At 69.2% G+C, this 18,237-nt stretch carries 17 protein-coding genes and 1 pseudogene; 7 read left to right on the forward strand and 11 right to left on the reverse strand.

Features of this window, described 5'->3' with window-relative positions:
- Positions 1–16: 16 nt before the first annotated feature.
- On the reverse strand, positions 17–769 hold the full coding sequence (locus tag Mco01_RS30110) for a GNAT family N-acetyltransferase (protein ID WP_204060245.1): 753 nt from the start codon (positions 767–769) through the stop codon (positions 17–19).
- Between Mco01_RS30110 and Mco01_RS30115 the strand changes: the two genes are divergently transcribed.
- From Mco01_RS30115 to Mco01_RS30150, 7 genes and pseudogenes are all read left to right on the forward strand, one after another.
- A complete protein-coding gene (locus Mco01_RS30115; RefSeq protein ID WP_204060246.1) occupies positions 768–1,025 on the forward strand; it encodes a hypothetical protein in 258 nt (85 codons plus the stop codon). The two genes, Mco01_RS30110 and Mco01_RS30115, sit on opposite strands and share 2 nt — an antisense overlap.
- Before the next feature lie 4 nt (positions 1,026–1,029).
- A complete protein-coding gene (locus tag Mco01_RS30120; protein ID WP_204060247.1) occupies positions 1,030–1,458 on the forward strand; it encodes a hypothetical protein in 429 nt (142 codons plus the stop codon).
- Positions 1,459–1,636: 178 nt separating this feature from the next.
- Complete coding sequence (locus Mco01_RS30125) at positions 1,637–2,137, forward strand: hypothetical protein (protein ID WP_204060248.1); 501 nt, start codon at positions 1,637–1,639, stop codon at positions 2,135–2,137.
- A gap of 165 nt (positions 2,138–2,302) precedes the next feature.
- On the forward strand, positions 2,303–2,749 hold the full coding sequence (locus Mco01_RS30130) for a hypothetical protein (RefSeq protein ID WP_204060249.1): 447 nt from the start codon (positions 2,303–2,305) through the stop codon (positions 2,747–2,749).
- A 971-nt stretch (positions 2,750–3,720) separates the two neighbouring features.
- Positions 3,721–4,710 (forward strand): quinone oxidoreductase family protein, encoded by a 990-nt coding sequence (locus Mco01_RS30135; protein ID WP_204060250.1) that lies wholly within the window; start codon positions 3,721–3,723, stop codon positions 4,708–4,710.
- Between the two features lie 180 nt (positions 4,711–4,890).
- A complete protein-coding gene (locus Mco01_RS30140) occupies positions 4,891–5,502 on the forward strand; it encodes a CGNR zinc finger domain-containing protein (RefSeq protein ID WP_204060251.1) in 612 nt (203 codons plus the stop codon).
- A gap of 499 nt (positions 5,503–6,001) precedes the next feature.
- Positions 6,002–6,823: pseudogene (locus Mco01_RS30150) on the forward strand (transposase); the annotation flags it as partial.
- Between the two features lie 42 nt (positions 6,824–6,865).
- Here the strand turns inward: Mco01_RS30150 and Mco01_RS30155 are convergent.
- The 10 genes from Mco01_RS30155 to Mco01_RS30200 all read right to left on the reverse strand — a co-directional run bounded on the left by Mco01_RS30155 (position 6,866) and on the right by Mco01_RS30200 (position 18,189).
- Positions 6,866–7,363, reverse strand: coding sequence for a DinB family protein (locus Mco01_RS30155; protein WP_193204411.1), 498 nt, complete (start codon positions 7,361–7,363; stop codon positions 6,866–6,868).
- A gap of 117 nt (positions 7,364–7,480) precedes the next feature.
- On the reverse strand, positions 7,481–8,548 hold the full coding sequence (locus Mco01_RS30160) for a glycoside hydrolase family 18 protein (protein ID WP_204060252.1): 1,068 nt from the start codon (positions 8,546–8,548) through the stop codon (positions 7,481–7,483).
- A gap of 346 nt (positions 8,549–8,894) precedes the next feature.
- Positions 8,895–11,399, reverse strand: coding sequence for an FtsX-like permease family protein (locus Mco01_RS30165; RefSeq protein WP_204060253.1), 2,505 nt, complete (start codon positions 11,397–11,399; stop codon positions 8,895–8,897).
- Positions 11,399–12,088, reverse strand: coding sequence for an ABC transporter ATP-binding protein (locus tag Mco01_RS30170; RefSeq protein ID WP_204060254.1), 690 nt, complete (start codon positions 12,086–12,088; stop codon positions 11,399–11,401). The genes Mco01_RS30165 and Mco01_RS30170 overlap by 1 nt, the downstream gene beginning before the upstream one ends.
- Positions 12,085–12,603, reverse strand: coding sequence for a PadR family transcriptional regulator (locus tag Mco01_RS30175; RefSeq protein ID WP_204060255.1), 519 nt, complete (start codon positions 12,601–12,603; stop codon positions 12,085–12,087). The genes Mco01_RS30170 and Mco01_RS30175 overlap by 4 nt, the downstream gene beginning before the upstream one ends.
- Positions 12,604–12,674: 71 nt before the next feature.
- Entirely contained in the window at positions 12,675–13,535 is an 861-nt protein-coding gene (locus Mco01_RS30180) for a TIGR03619 family F420-dependent LLM class oxidoreductase (protein WP_204060256.1), read from the reverse strand.
- Positions 13,536–13,794: 259 nt separating this feature from the next.
- Entirely contained in the window at positions 13,795–15,171 is a 1,377-nt protein-coding gene (locus tag Mco01_RS30185; protein WP_239104008.1) for a lectin, read from the reverse strand.
- Positions 15,172–15,842: 671 nt separating this feature from the next.
- Positions 15,843–16,343: a hypothetical protein gene (locus Mco01_RS30190; RefSeq protein ID WP_204060257.1), complete on the reverse strand. Its 501-nt coding sequence runs from the start codon at positions 16,341–16,343 to the stop codon at positions 15,843–15,845.
- The gene (locus Mco01_RS30195; RefSeq protein ID WP_204060258.1) at positions 16,327–17,400 is read right to left on the reverse strand and encodes a DNA polymerase III subunit beta family protein; all 1,074 of its coding nucleotides are present in this window, start codon (positions 17,398–17,400) and stop codon (positions 16,327–16,329) included. The genes Mco01_RS30190 and Mco01_RS30195 overlap by 17 nt, the downstream gene beginning before the upstream one ends.
- A 195-nt stretch (positions 17,401–17,595) precedes the next feature.
- Positions 17,596–18,189, reverse strand: coding sequence for a TetR/AcrR family transcriptional regulator (locus Mco01_RS30200; RefSeq protein WP_204060259.1), 594 nt, complete (start codon positions 18,187–18,189; stop codon positions 17,596–17,598).
- Between the last annotated feature and the right edge of the window lie 48 nt (positions 18,190–18,237).

The following is an 18,237-nucleotide window of genomic DNA, read 5'->3' on the forward strand; positions in this document are numbered from 1 at the left end:
CCGGAGGTCTCGTCCGTCACGCGAACACGGTCCAGTTCTCCACGAGACGGAAGCCCATCGACTCGTAGAGCGATCGGCCTATCGCGCTGGAGTGCAGGTAGGCCGCGTCCGCGCCCGCCGCGACGCCGTCCAGCACCACGGTCTCGGTGATCGCCCGGCCAAGGCCACGGCCCCGCGCGGACGGGACGACGGCGATGTTGAACACTCCCACCACGCCGGACGTCCGCACACCGAGCCCGGTCCCGGCGGGCCGTCCGGACTCCTCGGCCAGATAGCCCGTGATGCCGTCGGCGTCGAGCACGCCGCCGCCCATGAGCGAGCCGAAGGCGCCCTCGGGAGCCTCAAAGGCCCGGGTGAGCGTGTCGGTGTAGAGGTCGTTCTCGGCGGCGCCGATCCGGCGCACCAGCTGCCGCTGTGCCGCGCCGGCCCGGAACGCGATGTCCGCGGAGCAGGCCAGCAACGGCAGATCCGAGCGGCCGGCCAGTCCGTGCCGGGCCGCGAGGTCGGCGACCTCGTCGCCCGCCTCGCCACGAACCATGATCGACCAGGGCACGGCCTGCCTGCCGACCTCGGTCGCCATCGCGTCGAGCGCCCCGAGGTCCGGTTCGCGCGTCGTGTCGTAGGCCACGTTCAGCGTCGCGACGCCGGCGTGGGTCACCGCCGCGCGGGCGCTGCCCCGCTCGGCGTACCAGCCCTTCGGTGTCACCCCGCAGAGGAGCTCGATGGCGTCGAAGTACGCCGCCGCCATCCGATCAGCGGTTGTGTTCATGGCCGTCCCCCATCACATCTTCCGTGCCCCGGGGAGAGTACCGGCAGTCGCACGCACCGATGACACCGGCGCCCGACTGAAGCCGGTCCTGACCAGCCGCACCGAGGGCGGCACCACCACGAGCTATGAACACGCCGGCACCAGTAACGATGTGGTCGCCGTCACCGATGCCGCAGGCGTGAAGCAGGAGACCTACAGCCGGGGCGCGTTCGGCGGCGTCGTGTCCGCAAAGACCCTGGCGGACACCAGCAGGTGAATCTGTGCCTGTGGCTAGGAAATTTTCTCCCATCGCCCTGGCTTTCCTGGTCGGCGCGACAACGACCCTCATCTGTGGCGGCTGTTCGATCAACTGCGAAACTTCGGCCAAGAAATACTTCGCCATAGTCAGAGAGGCGACAAGGAATTCGTTCGGCACAGATGAAGCACCGCATAGAGATGAAATGTCTGGTTGTGATTCCTGGGACGATCCGGCCGTCCTCATCCCAATAAGGGGACAGATCACTTCGGCGGCTGAGGTGTCGACCCAGATGAAGGCGGACCACTGGGAGCCTCTCTCGAAGCAGGAGGCGAAAGCCTATGGGGGTGAAGTCGCACTGAGAAAGCGAGTCCAAAATCAGGTACTCATTGCGATTATCGGAGAAACGCAGGGCGCTCCCGGAAAGCAGGTTGAAGTGATCGCCGGGGATTGACTCCACCTCGATCGCCATTAGGCGCCGGATTTCGAACAGCCCCGGCGAAGAGCGACGCATATCGACGGCGACCTCCGGCAACGATGGACCTAGGTGAACGGCTGGATTCGCGATGCCGCTTACGAATATCGGAGATGCGTAGATGCGAACTGCTACCACCTGTCCTGGAGAGGCGCACATGTCCCGTCACGCCGGAGGGAAAGAGCACGCCCTTTCACGCTGGACAACAAGTGGTTTGATTGTCGTACTTCTCGCAGCATCCGCCTGCTCGGAACTCTTTCCCACCACGATACGGGTCGACGAGGGCGCGATCAGCGAGGTACGTACCATCGGAAAGGTGCTGGCGGAAAGTGAGACCGAAAGCACCTGGGACGGGGTCACCAGCATCTCAAAGGTACTGGCTATCGACATCGGGGATCAGGGACACGCTGATGCCACTACCGGAGCATACAAATTATTACAAAAACACGGCTGGCTACTCTCCATCGATAAACATCCCCAATCGATTTATATGGAATCGCACAAGTGGGGCCACGTAGGACTGATGATCAAAAGTGTCGGGTACTTCGATTCACATGGCGGGATAGATCCAGATGAAGACGAGCTGGTAAAGGATGCGTTTGCAAAGTCGAACTCGAACAATATGGTCGTTCTAGAGATAGAGCACACCGATGAATGAGCGGTCAAGAGATGGACAGTCGCAAGGCCCCGATCGGGCACGCGACGGCCTATGTCTACCAGGTGGAAATACTACAGGTGTACAGTGAGTGGTGAGCGTTCGCCGCATTTACACATACTGAAGACATTCTCCACGCGAATCATCGTAAGTGTCAGCCTTCTTGTGATGCTTGGCACACTTGCAGGCTGCGTCAACGGATTCAGCGGCGAGATTGGGGTCTCTGGAGACGGGAAAACGGCAACGGGGGTGATTTGGTGGTGTGACCGCCCCGATGTGATACACGTAGACATCGGACGGTACGAAAGCAAGGGATGGCGTTCCATGGTCACGTTCTCAAGCACGGCCATCAGCGGAGAGATGGCGGAACTCCCCATTGTCAGAGATCGGCCAGGATGGAAGGTGGACTCGGGTGACCCGAAGGCACTGGAAGGCGGCAACACGTACGTCATATCCGCCTGGCCCGGCGATGGAAAAAACGGCAGCTTCGGTCAGACAGAGTTCACCGTCCCCCAGGCGATGAATCTCAATCGCGACCAGGTGAAGTTTGGAATCCCAGGATCCGTCATTTCGCGGACGAAGTTTCTCACCTGGCACCGCTCCTACTGCTCCTAAGTCGTGCCCGAGCCGCATCGACGCTCCTTGAACTGCGTCCTGATCCATGGAGAACTGCGCCATCGGGGTGCGCCGCCTATCGCGCGCCCCGTGGAGTAACGGTTCGTCATCACCGGCACAGGCGGCCTGCCGGTGCGGTCGTGGTGCCGGCGGCGCGCTGGCAGGACCGCGACGGCGCCAAGCAGGCCCTGCCCGCGCGTACCTGTCCCCCGATCCGGCCACGCCTTCGCCGATCAGGACTTCTTCCGCCAGTTGACGGACCGGACCAACGATCGAGATCGGGAGCAGCCCGATGGCCACCTGACCGCGTCTAGGGCATGTACGGAGTTCGGATCTTCAGGCAGGCCTTGAGTGGGGCCATGTCCGCCTTCTCGGGGATCACCGCTCGGATGTGGCGTTGGCGCAGTTAGGTGCGGTTGGCGCGGGAGGAGTACGCCTTGTCTGCTTGCTGGTCAGCCCGCCATGCGAGCGGCCCAGTCCAGCCGCCTTCAGCCGTGCCTGGCGTCGCAGCCGCAGCCGCCGGCGTGCACTTCGAGTCCCGTCCTCGTCTTCGGGTCCGTCGGCAGCGGGTGCGCGCCTCCCGCCATGGAATGCCCGTGCGGAACCGCCACATCATCGCGTTCAACCGGCCCCGACGAAGGGTTTCGTGAAGGCCGGGCCGCACGCCGGCCTCGGTCCACTCGGCCGAGCGGCGCCGGCGCGTCCCGCCCCGGACACGGCGGCTTCCCAGCTCGCGGTCGACTCTCAGCAAGACATAGCCGTGAAGTTGTCACATATGTTGATTCGGCCGGTCGGGCTCGAAGCCCTGCGGACCACTTCGGTCGGCCACCTGGGACGTATGGCGAAGTCGACTTGAGGGCGAGAGCCCGACCCAGCCACTGGACGGACATAACCAATCTGGTTAAGCTTCTTTCATGCCATGAGCCATCGGTCGTCCGACCGATCGGCGGGGCCGAGGTGAGGAACGAGCCATGCGCGCGATTGAATACGACCGGTTCGGCAGCTATGACGTACTGGAGTTGCGGGAGAGGCGCCTGCCGGTGCCCACCGAGGGGCAGGTGCTCGTCAGGATGTCGGTGGCCGGGGTCAACCCACTGGACGAGACGGTGCGTTCGGGAAAACTCGCACCCGCCCTGCACAAGCCACTGCCGATCCGGCCGGGTGGTTTCGGTGTGGGGCGGGTCGAGGAGCCCGGCGCCTCGGGGTTGGCCGCAGGTGACCGTGTCGTGCTGAGCGGAGGACGGTACGGGGTGAGCACCGACGGTTCGTGGGCCGACTACATCGCGGTTGACGCGGCCCATCTGGTGCCGATCCCGGACGGCGTCGACGACGAGACCGCCGCCGCGCTGACCACCGGCGCCGGTTACCTGACCGCTTACCTGGCGCTGAAAGAGTTGGCGGGCTTCCGCGGCGGCCGGAGCGTACTGGCGCCGGGCGTCGGCGGTGCGGTCGGTCAGGGCGGCGTGGAGGTCGCCCGTGTCCTGGGCGCGTCGCAGGCCATCACCACGGCCACCACCACCGAGAAGGCGGAGCTGGGCCGGTCCGCAGGGTATGAGGTCATCGACCTCACGCACGAGTCGCTGCGTGAAGGGGTGGCGCGGCTGACCGACGGTAAGGGCGTGGACGTCGTGCTGGACGGCGTCGGGGGTTCGGTCACCGGGGAGGCACTCGGCTCGTTGGCCGTGGGCGGCACCCTCGTCAGCATCGGTTACGCGGCTGGAGTGCGTGCCGAGATCAACGTGACCGACCTGATATGGAAGAACGCCCACATCCACGGATTCAGGTTCGCCTTGTTCACCCCCGAGCAGGTCAACGCCGCCAACGCGGCCCTGCTCGACCTGGTCTCGCAGGGTGAGCTCCACCCGAAGGTGGCGCAGGTCCTCCCGCTGGAGAAGGCTTCCGAGGCACAGCGCCTCCTGGCTGAGGGCGGCCCCTTCGGCCGCATCCTGCTCGCTCTGTGACCCAGCGCGCCGCAACAGGGTGACGCCGCAACAGGGGACACGGCGCGTATGCCACAGCGCCAAGGGAGGACCTGACGGGCCCGTCGGCAGTGCGGACATGTCCGTTAGGATCCGCGGACACACCATGTCGGTGCTACGTGACGCCTGGGGATGTCGTGTCCCCGGAGAAAGGACAACGCGATGACGTGGCCGGCCACGGAGCGCTATGCCTTGGAAACTGCTCCCGGCGGTCTCGCGTTCGTCCAGGACCTGCTCAACACCTCGCCCGCCGGCAGGCCGCGCCATGCTGACTGGCTCGACGACCCCAGCGCCGCGCAGACGTGGTTGAGCGAGGCGCTCGCCCAGTGGAGCGCGGCTTCCGGTCGGCCCGCTCCTGCTGTGGACCTCACCGATCGTGACTGCGAGGCGCTGCGGGATCTGAGATGGGCTCTCCGCAGGCTTCTCTCCGATCAGAGCGACGGCGCCGAGGCCGTGTCCGCGCAGGTACTGGCCGCCCTTCCCACACTGTCCGTCTCGATGCAGGTCGACGAGCGTGGCACGGTCGTCGCAGAACCTTCGGGTACCGGATGGCGGAGGGTCGCATCGCTCGTGCTGATCGAATGCCTCCAGGCCCAGCAGACCGACCAGCGGCGGCGACTGAAGATATGCCGCAACGAGCGCTGCCAGTGTGCGTTCTACGACCGTTCACGCAACAACAGCGGCGTCTGGCACGACGTACGGTTCTGCGGCAACGCCGCAAACCTGCGCGCCTACCGCGCCCGCAAGCGAGAACAGGCCGCCTCCGGCGAGTGACCCTCGCGCCGCCCCTGCCATCGGCCGCCGAGCAACGGGGCGCCTGCCGGCCGAGCTTGTTCTCCCCCTTTTCCGATCTTGGTGTGCGGACACGGCGAGGTCGCGTCTGATGGTTTCGCCTGCGCCGTAGTGAGGTGCTGGCCCCCGGTCCTCACCCCTGGTGGTCGTCCGCATCCGGGTTTGCGGGGTTCCGGTGCTCTGGCCGGGCACGGAGAGCCGAGCCGGCCGCAACCGCCCCGCGTCCAACCGCCGCCCCCGCTCGTGCGCTTCGGGCGGCGCCGCGGATCACCGCCGTCAGGGCGCTGCCGTGGCAAAGGGCATGTACGGAGTTCGGATCTTCAGGCAGGCCGGAGGCTTCGTATCCACAAGATGGCCCCACGTAAATGGAGGCCGGCGAGATAGCTCTCGGGGGTCTTGTCGAAGCGGAAGGCCAGGCCACGCCACTCCTTGATCCGATTGATCAGCGTTCCGCCGTGTTGCGCTGCTTGTACAGATAATCGGGCTGGGCTGCCTGGACCCTCAGTGGGCGGGAGGCCGTCCCCGCCTGCTGAGTGCTGACGACGAAGACTTCATCACGGCGACGGCCACCACCCGACCTGCCAAGCTCGGCCAGCCCTTCACCCGCTGGTCCATCCGCAAACTGCTCGACTACCTGCTTCGCCTGCCCGACCGGGCCATCACCATCGGCCGCGAGGCGTTACACGAAATCGAGTACGCCCTGACCCACCGGCCAGAACGCACCTTCGCCTTCGACGAGTTCGGACCCTTGGGCATCCGGCCCACCGCCGGATCCGGCTGGGCACCTGCGGGTAAGCCGGACCGGCTGCCGGCCACCTACCGCCGCACCCAGGGCGTCACCTACTTCCATGGCTGCTACTCCGTCGGCGACGACCTGCTGTGGGGCGTCAACCGCGCACGCAAGGGCATCGCCCCCACCTGGGCCGCGCTGAAATCCATCCGTGCCGCCCGGCCGGATGGTGCCCCGATCTACGTCATCCTGGACAATCTGTCGGCGCATAAGAACTGGCGCATCCGCGCCTGGGCCGAGAAGAACAAGGTCAGGCTGCTGTTCACGCCGACCTACGCCTCCTGGGCCAACCCGATCGAGACGCACTTCGGACCGTTGCGCCAGTTCACTCTGGCCAACTCCAGCCACCGCAACCACACCGTCCAGACCCGGGCCCTGCACGCCTGCCTGCGCTGGCGTAACGCCCACGCCCGTCACCCCGACGTGCTGACCGCCCCACGCCGCGAACGCGCCCGCGTCCGAAGCGAGAAGGGTCTCCGCTGGGGCGGCCGCCCCCTTGCACCAGCCGCCTGAAATCCCCACCCAATCTGGTGATCGTTTCCGGTGACAGCACTTCTAGGCGCGCCGGTGGTCGCCGCTCGCGCCGTCGATGAGCTCGCGCACGATGTCCATGTGGCCGACGTGCCGGGCGGTCTCCTCGATCATGTGAATGAGCACCCAGCGCAGCGTCATCCTCTCGCCGCGCTCGTTGGTGCCGAGGTCCTCGAGGCCGAACTTCTCGATGACCTCGTCCGAGGACGCGCGGGCGCGGGCGTAGAAGGCGAGGACGTCGGCCGTGGTCTCGCCGGGGTCGACGCGCAGGTCGGCGTCCTCGTCATCGTCGTCGAACGGGAGCTCCTCGTGCTCCTGCCCGAACGTGTCGGCGAACCACCAGTACTCGACGGCCGCCAGATGCTTGACCAGGCCCAGAAGGTTCGTCCCAGACGGGGTCATGGGGCGTCGCAGCGCCTCGTCGTCCAGGCCCTCGACCTTCCACAGCACCGCGTCGCGATGCCGGTCCATGCTGGCCTGGAGGCTTTCCTTCTCACCACCGGTGAACGGGACTCTTTTCATGCCCGGAACGTAACAGTCGCCCCGTTACTCGGGCTAACTGGTGGGGCCACCCGGCACACCCGCCATGGACCTGGAACGGCGTGTCATCAGACCCGGTGAACGTATGTGGCCAACGCACTAGCTCTGCCGGAGTGCCGGCATGGGGATCGGTATCGCGTAGGCGGTGGCCCCGCCGCCCACGCCGCCCTCACAACTGTTGGGAGGGGCGGTGGTCACGCCGCGCGTGGAGGGACGCTCGGCCGCCCAGAACATGTAGCCGAGCAGGCCGGAACTGGTCCCGGCGCCCTTGGGAGCGGCCGTCTGCACGAAGGTGCCGGTGGAGTTCTGCAGGGAGGTGCTGAAGTTCGCGCACTCCGGGCGTACCTTGCTGCCCTCGGCGATGTAGAGGCCGCCGGTGAACTTCGCGGGAGCCAGCGGCGGGAAGGCCGGTGAGTACTGCGGCTTCCCGTCGATGTGCTCCTGCCAGTTGTCGATCGCGCCCGAGGTGCTGGGCTGGCGTGCGGGCACCATCGCGTTGGCGTAGTCGAGGACCGGCCGGTCGGCGCGGAGCCAGTCGGCCGTGGCCTTGCGGCCGATGTCGATCAGCCAGCGGTCCCCCGCGGCCAGGTCGATGGTCAGCCGGGCGGCGGGGTTCGCCCCGCTCGGATCGTACGGCAGGACGGCGCGGTAGGCGTCGATGAACGCCTGCAGACCCACGAGGTTGGGGCCGGTGTTCTCCTCGTAGTCGATCTCGATGCCGACGCCGAGTCGTTGGGCGACCTCGGCGGCGTTGCGGCCGAACTGGGCGGCGTTCTCGGCCAGCGCGGAGTCCCACGCGTCGGTGTAGGTGATGCCGCCGATGGACAGCATGACCCTGATGCCGCGGCTCTTGAAGTAGCTCACGATGTCCGCGGTCATGCCGCGGGGCACGCCGTCGAGGGTCTGCGCGTCCGTTGTCCTGTGCAGGAGCTTCACGGGATGGACGAAGCTGAGCACCACGAGGTTGACCGACGGGCGGCCGTCGCCCCGATCGACCAGCCAGTGGTTCTTGCTGTCGAACTCGCCGATGTCGCGAACGGTGCCCCAGATACAGGCGTCGTCCCCGCAGTGCCACGAGCCGTAGACCTGGATCGGCGCCGCCGCGGCGCGCGCTGGTGCCGCGAGGAACGGGATGAGCAGGAAGACAAGCAGGACCAGCCGACGCATGCCCAACCTCCGCTGAAGGAGAATTGTAAAGAACGTTAACTGATGGCACGTCGGTTGTCACCGGCCCAATCGACCGCTCACGGAAGACCCGGGCGAAAGCGGCGAGCGACCGGCTTACTCGGCTCAGGGGTCTGAACTGCGTCGCCGGAGACCGACGGGGGTCAGGGTCTTGTCGTAGCGGGCTCTGGCTGGCCGCCCTGGAGGACGTCCTCCCCGGTCTGTGCACCGTGTCCGCGGACGAGGTCGCCGCACGGACCGAGGTCCTGGCCCGGCGCCCCCCGGGCCACGACCACGACCACTCGCACCATCGCTGATGCTCCGGCGGGGCGTCGCGAGGAGATTCCCGTCAGGGGAGCCGGCGGGCGAGGGGCAGCCGGGTCCGGGTGATCAAGGCCGCCGCCGACGCCAGGACGGGCAGCCCCACCACCACGGCGATCACGAACGACCACGGTATGGCGATCGTGGCGGGATCCCCGGCGCCGTGCGTCGTCATCGGCCGGGTCAGCGCGAGACCCGTCACCGTTCCGGCGACCAGCCCCATCAGCGCGCCGAGCCCGGAGATGTACAGGGCCTGGCCGGCCACGACCAGCCGCAGCGTCCCGGGCGGGGCGCCGATGGCCGACATCGTCGCCCGCTCGGGACGCATGTCGGCGGACGCCAGGCGGGTCGCGGCCAGCGTGCCGCCGACGACCAGGACGAGAGCGCCCACGAGCCAGCCCCACAGGCCGGGGTCGGGCACGTTGCGATAGCCCTCCTCGAAGGCGACGGTCACCCGGGGAGTCACCTTCGCGAGATCGCGGACCAGCGTCGAGCTCTCCGGCAGCCGGTACATGGCGTACAGCTGGCGCTCCGCCGTCGAGAAACCCGCCTGCTCGACCAGGGCGCGCGGCAGCAGGGCGCCGCCCTGGTACTCGTCGGCGGGTGCGGCCACCACCGCGGGCACGTCGAGCGTGCGCGGAGGGCCTCCGGTGGAGCTCGCCCGGAGCGTCAGCCTGCCGTTCCGCACCGCGGCCGGGTCGAACACCACGGCCTTGCCGCTCGCCAGCGCCGCCGCCGCCCGCGGGTCGTGGCGCCCTTGCAGGAGCCCCAGCAGATCCTGGTCGCCGATGGCCGCGGTGCGGCGCGTCCGGATGCCGTTCCACCGCACGGTGTACCGCAGCGCGTATCGGCGGCCCTCGGCGTTCCTCGCCTGGTAGCCGGCGGCCAGTGGCACACCCGGCAGTTGGCGGGCCACTTCTGCGCGAAGCCCGTTCCACGCGGTGTCGCCGATGTCGCCGGCCCAGATCGCCAGCGTGCCGGTCGGGCGCGCCGAGGTGTAGGCGTCGCGCCGGTCCATGTATTCGCTGTAGGTGCCGATGCCCACCGCCACGACCGTGGCCGTGACCGCCATGACGGCCGCGACGGCGCTGGCCGTCCGGGATCGGTGGCGGACCGCGTCGCGGACGGACACCCGGAGCGGGAGCCGCAACCGCGCGGCCGGCCGTCCCGTGCGGCCGACCAGCCACGGGGTCACCATCACCAGCCCGAGCAGGACCGGCACCGCGGAGGCGAGCACCCACATCGAGCTCGGCTGGCGGCGCGCCACCACGGTCGCCCCCAGCCCGGCCAGCACCAGCACGGCTCCCGCCAGGGGCAGTCCCGGCCGGTCGTCCGCCGCGGGCGCGCGTCCGGCCAGCACTGTCGCGGTGTTCTGCCGGGCCGCCTGTACGGCGGGCACCAGCGCCGCCACGAGCCCGGTGAGCAGGCCCAGCGCGGCGACGACCAGAACCGGCGGCCACGGCACGTCCGGCGGGCCGACCTGCCCTCCCCAGCGCGCCACGACGGACGCGCCGAGCGTTCCGGCTCCGATGCCCAGCGCCGTCGCCACGAGGGCGGCCGCACCGCCGAGGACCAGTCCGTCGGCCAGCACGATCAGGCGCAGGTGCCAGGCCGAGCCGCCCTGCGCCGCGATCTCGGCCAGTTCCCTGCGCCGTCTCCGCAGCCCGACCGCGAAGGCGGGCCCGGCCAGCAGCACGGTCTCCAGCATCACCATGATCACCATGGCGCCGATCCCGACGGTGCTCTGGACGTCGAGGCCCGGGGCGCGGACCGGGTCGCCAGCCGGGCCCGTGAGCATGCCGCGGGAGGTCACGAACAGGCCGGCTCTGTTCAGCGCGGGCACGTCGGCCCAGCTCACAGGCCTGGGAGTGTCGGCCAGCCATCCGGTGCCGTACCCATGAGGAGACCAGAGCTCATCCACGGGCGCAACCGCGAGATCCGGGCCCACGACCTCTCGGAGCGACGGCCGGAACGGATGCTCGACCACGCCCACCACCGTCAGCGGCGGCCCGCCGGACGGTTGCAGGTGATCGCCCGGCCGCACGCCGAGCGCGGGTGTCACCGCGACCTCGCGGGCCGCGGCGGGAAGCCTGCCTTCACTCAGCGTCAGCATTCCCCTGGTGAGCGGGTCGCGCAGGTCGGTCCGCAGCGCGTCGACCCGCTCGGTGCCCAGCCGGAGCACGCCGGCGTCGAACGGGATCACCCGGGTGCCCGGCCCGAGCAGCGCCGTCACCTCGGCGGCGCCGAGCCGGGGCACGGCCGCTCCATGGACGCCCGTGCTGAAGCTCGCCCCGTTCGGCGTCTGGCGGAGGTCCGACGTGCCCTCGGGTACCTGCGTGAGGCGGACGTCGGCCGCGCCGAGCTCCGCCACCAGTCCTTCCCGCGGACTGACCTGCATGGTCTCGGTGAGGGTGAGCACCGCCGTGATCACCAACACGGGCAGGCCGATCATGACCATGATGAGCGCGCTCCGTCCCCGGGAACGCCATGCGGTTCGCCGGGCGATGCGCAGCGCGGCGCGGACGGCGCTCATCACGCGCTCGCCAGGGGCGCGCTCGCGGAATCCGCGATCATCCCGTCACGGAGGAACACCACCCGATCGGCCCAGGCGGCGTAGCGCGGCTCATGGGTGACGAGCAGGACCGCCGCTCCCGCGTCACAGCGGGCGCGCAGTAATCGCATGATCTCGTCGCCGGTGCGCGTGTCGAGCGCGCCGGTCGGTTCGTCGGCCAGCAGCAGGCGCCGCTCGCCCACCAGGGCGCGGGCGATCGCGACCCGCTGGCGCTGGCCGCCGGACAGCTCGTCCGGGAAGCGGTCGGCCAGGTCGTCGACGTCGACCTCCGCCAGCACCGCCATGGCCTCCTCCCGGGCGAGACGTGCCCGTACGCCGTCGAGCTCGCGCGGCAGCATGACGTTCTCCGCCGCCGTCAGCGACGTGATGAGGTTGAGGTCCTGGAAGACGTAGCCGACGCCGCGCCGCCGCAGCGCCGCCAGGTCCCGCACGGCGGCCAGGTCCTGCTCGCCGATGTGCACCGTCCCCGACGTGGGCCGGTCGAGCCCGCCGGCGAGGTTGAGCAGGGTCGACTTGCCCGAACCGGACGGCCCCATGACCGCGACCAGCTCCCCCGCATCGACCTCGAGGCTCACGCCCTTCAAAGCGTGCACGGCCGTCGCTCCTTCCCCGTGGACTCTGGCCACCTCGGCCAGCCGTACGACCGTCATCTCTCCTCCTTGAGAACGGCTTCGCAGTGGTCCAGCCACCGTTGCTCGGCCTCGGCCTGGAAGATCATGGAATCGAGCACGAGCCGCTGGGCCACGCCGTCCGTGCCGTCCGCGGCGGCTCGCTTGACCCTGGTCAGCTGCTGGAGGGCGGACATGGTCGCCGTACGCTGCCTGCGGATGACCTCGGCGACGTCCACCTCCCTGGCGGCGACGGCCATGGCCAGCTTGATGACCAGCTCGTCCCGTGGCCGCTCCGACTGGACGACGGGGGTGCCGAACCATCGCGCCAGCTCCGCCAGGCCGGCCGCGGTGATCGTGTAGACGACCCGGCCCTGGTCGTCGGACTCCCCCGGCGTGACCAGGCCGTCGCGCTCCATGCGGGACAGCGTCGTATAGACCTGGCCGATGTTGAGCGGCCAGGTCGCCCCTGTTGACGCCTCGAACTCCACCCGCAACTGGTAGCCGTGCCGAGGCCCCCGGCTGAGCAAAGCGAGCAGACCGTGTCTGATCGACATGGATACTAAGTATGCATACTCAGTATGCGTCTCTCAAGAGGATCCGCCGTACTCGCGGAGGGTGACGGACGTCAGCCGATGCCGGGGAGGGCGAAACGCCGGGCGAAGGCGGACATCTCCTCCCGTTGCCGTTCCGGTTCGGCCGAGGTGGGGCTGACCACGACGCGGGTCACGCCCTGCGCCGCGTACGCCTCCACGCTTTCGGGGGACATGTCGATCGATCCCCACCGTGTGTACTCCAGCCCGGCGGGGTCGCGGCCGGCCTCGGCGGCCGCGGTGCGCGCCAGGTCCCACTGGACCGCGCGTTCCCGCGGGGTGAGCGCGCCGCCGGGGAAGTAGCCGTCGCCGCGCCGTCCGGCACGGCGTGCGGCCGCCCGGCTCGACCCGCCGACGTGGATCGGCAGGTGCGTGACGCCGTGGGGCTTGGGGTAGCTGCACACCCGGTCGAAGGCGAAGAACTCGCCGCCGAAGCTGACACCCTTCTCGTCGCCCTCCCAGAGCAGGCGCAGCACGTCGATGGCCTCGTCGGCGCGGCGTCCCCGCGAGGCGAAGTCGACCCCCGTCGCCGCGGCCTCGCCCGGCAGGGTGCCCAGCCCCACGGTGAGGAGCCGCATCCGCCCCTGCGACAGCACGTCGATGGTCGCCAGCCGCTTGGCCAGGACCACCGGGTGGTGGTAGGGCAGCAGCAGCACGGCCGTGCCGAGCAGGAGGCGCCGCGTGGCCGCCGCGACGAAGCCCAGGCAGTCGAGCGGATCGGGGTACGGCAGCGCCGGCGGGAGCTCGTAGGGCCCGACCGCGGCGCCGGGATACAACACGAGGTGTTCCGGCAGGTACAGCCCCTCGAAGCCGCAGTCCTCGGCGTGGCGGGCATAGGCCACCAGCCTGCCGGGGTCGACCCCGTCGGCGGTGGAGTAACTGATCGCGAATTCCATCGTCATTCCCTCGGGCCCGTGTCGTCGCGATCACGCTAGAACCCTGTCGCCGACGTCAGGGCAAGAGCGACTCGGCCGGTGGCCCGGACCGGCGGAACGACCCGCTTCTGAACCTGGGGCTCGCCCTGCTCCTCGGCCGCTTCTCGTCGCCGGCCCCGTGACAGGGCGTCCGGCGAGCACACTCTCTCGCCGGACGCCCCTCGATCACGTCATCGCGTCGGAAACGACCTCCCGCACCACGATGGCGCGGACAGCGGACTCAGACGCGGGTCCACTTCTGGTTGGCGGCGCCGTTGCAGGTCCAGATCTGGACCTTGGTGCCGTTGGCGGTGCCGGCGCCGGAGACGTCGAGGCACTTGTTCGCGCCGACGGCGGTGATGGACCCGTCGGAGTTGAGGCGCCACTTCTGGTTGTTCTGCCCGTTGCAGTCCCAGATGATCACCGAGGTGCCGTCGGCGGTTCCCGCGCCGTTCACGTCCAGGCACTTGCCGCCGTAGACGCGCAGCTCACCGGCGGTGGTGGAGGTCCACTGCTGGTTGGTCTGCCCGTTGCAGTCCCAGATGGCCAGTTGGGTGCCGTTGCTCTGGGAGGCGTTGGGCACGTCCAGGCACCGGCCCGACCCCACGCCCCGGAGCGCCGACGTCGCCGGCGGATTGCCCGTGGGCGAGGTGGTCGGGGAGGTGGTCGGCGAGGCGGAGGGTGACGGGGAGGGGTTGCTCTGGAGCTGGGTGAAGAACTTCCACACCTCTCCCGAGGTCCAGGTCTGCCAGCCGTCACAGGTGCACCCGTCCCGCGGGCCGGGGTCGTGACCGGCTCCGTCGAAGGCGGCCCAGACGACCGGATATCCGGCTCGGCACCCGGAGTAGTAGGTGACGATGTGGGTCAGGCTGCCCTGCGCGGGCTCCGGCGGGTTCTGCGGGGTGCAGCCGTTGTTCCTGACGAACGTGTCACGCAGCGCCCGTCCGGAGGAGATGGGCAGCACGTTGTCCCTGAGGCCGTGGAGCCCCATGTAGGCGACGGGCTGCGTGCCGCCGCTGCACCCGCTGAGGTTCGCGCCGGAGTAGACCGCGACCGCGCGGAAGACGGTCGGACGGGCACAGGCCAGCGCGTACGACATCGCACCGCCGTAGCTGAACCCCGAGGAGAAGATCTGCGCCGTGTCGACGCACAGGGCCGCCTCGATCTGCTGAAGCATGTCGTCGACGAAGGTCACGTCCCGGCCGCCGGAGTTAGCCCAGCCGTTGCCGATGCCCTGGGGCGCGACGAAGATCGTGCTGTTGCCGGCGTTGTCGGCCAGGCGCCTCAGGCCGTAGTACGACCAGTTGTAGCCGTCGGTTCCGCCCGAGTCGACGTCGTTGGCGGTGCCGCCGTTCCAGTGGAACCCGAAGATCAACCGGTAGGGGTGGTTGTTGTCGTAGTTGGCGGGGACCCGCAGGATGTAGCTGCGGCTCTGGCCGCCGCTCGTGATCGTGTGCGAACCGCTCGCCAGCGCGGGAGCCTTGCCGCATCCGCCGGTCGCCGCGGCCGCAGCGGTGCTGCGCGTGGCCGACGTGGTCGCGCCGAGCGCGGTACCCGCCGTTCCCAGGGCGACGAGCGCCGCTACGGCGACCGCGGTGAAGAAGGATTTGTGCCTCACGTTACGCAGCTTCCTTTGCTGTCCGTGATGGGGGATGGGGAGTTCGGCCATGAGGCCGAGGAGCCTCCCGGGGTGGGAGTCACGGCCGCGACGCGGACCGGGTGCCGGAGGCGGCGGGTGGTGACCTGCGCAGAAATCGTGCAGTCATGTGCTTCTCCAGGAAACGCGCGTTACCCGCCGGCGGCGCCGCAAAGGGGTGGTGCGGCGGACCGGACGTCGACGCGGGGCGCGGAGCCGGTACCCCACGACCGTTGTCGAACCAGCGAGAATGCCTCAAGAGGGGTGTCCCGAAGGCGTGGATACTAATTACGATCCGGTTACTGACACCCTGTCAAGATATTAAGCATGCTTATCTCCTGTCACAGGAGTGAAACATGGTGGCGTGGTCGGCCCTTGGCTCTCCGCCTGCCCCTGTTGACCTCGCGTTCCGTCGGACATCCGCCCTGCTGGACCCGCTGAGTATGCATCTCTGGCGCGTGCTGAGGGGGTCGCGGGACGGGTCGCCGAATGAAAGTAAGTCGTATTCTTTCAGGCGAGGCGCGGCGGTCGAACGCTTAGCCAAGGGCAACCGCCGACGGCACGATCGCGTGAAGAGTAGAACTCATTCCCAGCGTCCGCCCTGGCATCGGGCCCTCGGGGACCGGGCCGAGGGTGGCCCGGCGACTCGGCTCCTACGGGTGAGAATCGAGGCGGTGCGTCGATCCGGCGTCGAGGGCGCCGGTGACGTTTCGAATGCCGGCGCGGACCATGGCGCCGTACTGGTCTTCGGGTAGGCACTGGACGAGGTCACGGGCGTTCGCCAGGTGTTCGCGGGCCAGGTCGGTGTTGCTCAGCCGGCGGTGGACGTCGGCCAGGTTGAGGTGCAGTGAGGGCAGGAAGCCCTGAACCTGTAGCGAGGAGTGGTACCGCTGCGCACGGTCGTCGGTGAGGTCGGCAACGGCCGCCAGGGCGCGCTCGTCCCAGACGAGTTCCGCTTCGGCGCTGTCCTGAAGGTCCGCGAGGTAGTGGGCGAGGACGCAGCGGTGAAAGGCGTCGCCGTCGGCGCCGATCCGGTCCCAGAGGGCGGTCAGGGCGTCGCGGGCCTCGCCCCTCTGCCCTGATCGGCCGAGCTCCACGGCGGCGACGATGCGGGCCATGGTCTCGTCCGGCTTCGCATCAGCGGGCTGGCTCACGATTCTCCTTGATGTCCGGCCCGGAGGCCGCCTTGACCGGCATGACGAGGGTGGTGAGATCGCTGTCGTCGGCCGAGCGGACGACGACGGGCAGGTCAGGCCGACTGATCTGCAGCATCACGTCTGGACCGATGCCGGCCGTCAGCGCCGGATGCAGCGTGGTGAACGTGAAGCTGACCGCCAGCGGCTCACCCGTGATGTCGGCCGGGATCGCCACCGATCTGTCGTGACGAGCGGACGACCTGATGCGCAGGGCACCGTCCACGACAAGGTCCAGGCGCGCTTCCGGATCGTGGCCCAGCGCCCGCAGCAGCGGGCCACGTGGGGCGACCACTCGCGTCACAGGACCGGGTAGGTCGTCGAGGACGGCCCGGTAGGCGGGAAACGTCTCCTCGACCGCGGGCAGGATCCGTTCGCCACCTGGGCCGTCGAGGCGGACATGCGTGCCGGTGAACCGCAGACGCACCCGAGCCTGCTCATCGATCCACGGCCGTGCTTCGTTCAGGTGGGTCGCCGCGACGACCGCCGCGCCCGGCACGCGAAGCTGCTGTTCGGCGCGCAGCGACCTGATCGCCAGGCGGTATCGGTCGGTCGCCACCAGGACGACTTCTCCGCCGGCCGCCTCGATCAGGACTCCGCCGAGCACGGGGATGTCGCCGGTGGCCTCAACGGCCGGGGCGACCTGCCCGATCGCCTCGGCAAGGAGCCGGCCCGGCAACGACACAGCGTCGCCGCGGTGAACACGGATCAGGTCCAGAGCGGTGGTGACGTTGGCACGGGCGACCTCGACAGCCCGCTCCATCGCGGCCAGATGGTCGGCCAGCAGTTCCTCGGCCGCGTCCAACGGGCCGGCCAGGACCCGCCGTACCTCACCCAACGGCAGTCCCGCTGCACGCAGCCGGCGGATCAGGACGACCTCATCGAGCTGGTGCACGGAGTAGTACCGGTAGCCGGTCGCCGAATCGACCGACGCGGGCCGTACGAGGCCGCAGTCGTCGTAGAAGCGCAGAGCACTCGTCGTGACGTTCGCCGCCCGCGCGAACACCCCGATTGTCATCCGATCTTCTTGTCCCCCCACGCCTCCATCCTGATGCTTCAAGCAACACGAAGGTCAAACGCACGCTGCTTGACCGCGACTCTGTTGACGGACACGGCTACCGGTGGCCTCGGGTTGTTCCCCGGGGATGTAGCGGCCGGCTCATGACGTCGGCGACTGCTCGGTGAAGGGCCGCGGATACCTGTGCCACCCGCCTCAGGCGCGTCTTTTGACCGCGCTGTTCAGGAGGGCGAGGGCCGCCTCGCGGGCGTCGGCGGCGGCGCCGGGGCCTTCGAGGTGGTCGGCGACCACGGTCGCGCCTTCCAGGAGCAGGAGGAGGCGCCGTCCCAGGGCGGCGGGATCCGCGGCTCCGGCCCGGGTGGCGATCGAGGTGAGAAGGTCCAGGTAGCGGCCGAGATGGCGGGCGGCGATGGTGCTGGCCGGGGCGGTGTGGTGCTGGGTGGCGGCGTTGACGATCGCGCAGCCGCGGAAGCCGGGTTCGTCGAACCAGCGGCCGAGGGCGTCGAAGACCGCGGCGAGTTGGGCCGCCGGGTCGTCACCGGCGTCCGCGGCCGCTCGGGCCAGCCAGTGCGTGACGCGGTCGCTGCGGGCTTCCAGGACGCAGCGGACGAGTTCGTCCTTCGACCCGAAGTGGCGGTAGAGCGTCTCCTTGGAAATGCCCGCGGTGGCGCACAGCTCCGCGATGCCCACGCCGTCAAGCCCGCGCGCGTACAGGACGCCTTCCGCGGTGCGAAGGATCGCCGCCCGGGTGCGGTCAGGGTCCAGGCTGCTGCCTGTGGGAACCGGCATGCGTAGATGGTACCAGTCGGTTCGATGTGCTGCTAACCTCCTGATCGA

It is taken from the genome of Microbispora corallina, assembly GCF_016863035.1.
Taxonomy (GTDB): Bacteria; Actinomycetota; Actinomycetes; order Streptosporangiales; family Streptosporangiaceae; genus Microbispora; species Microbispora corallina.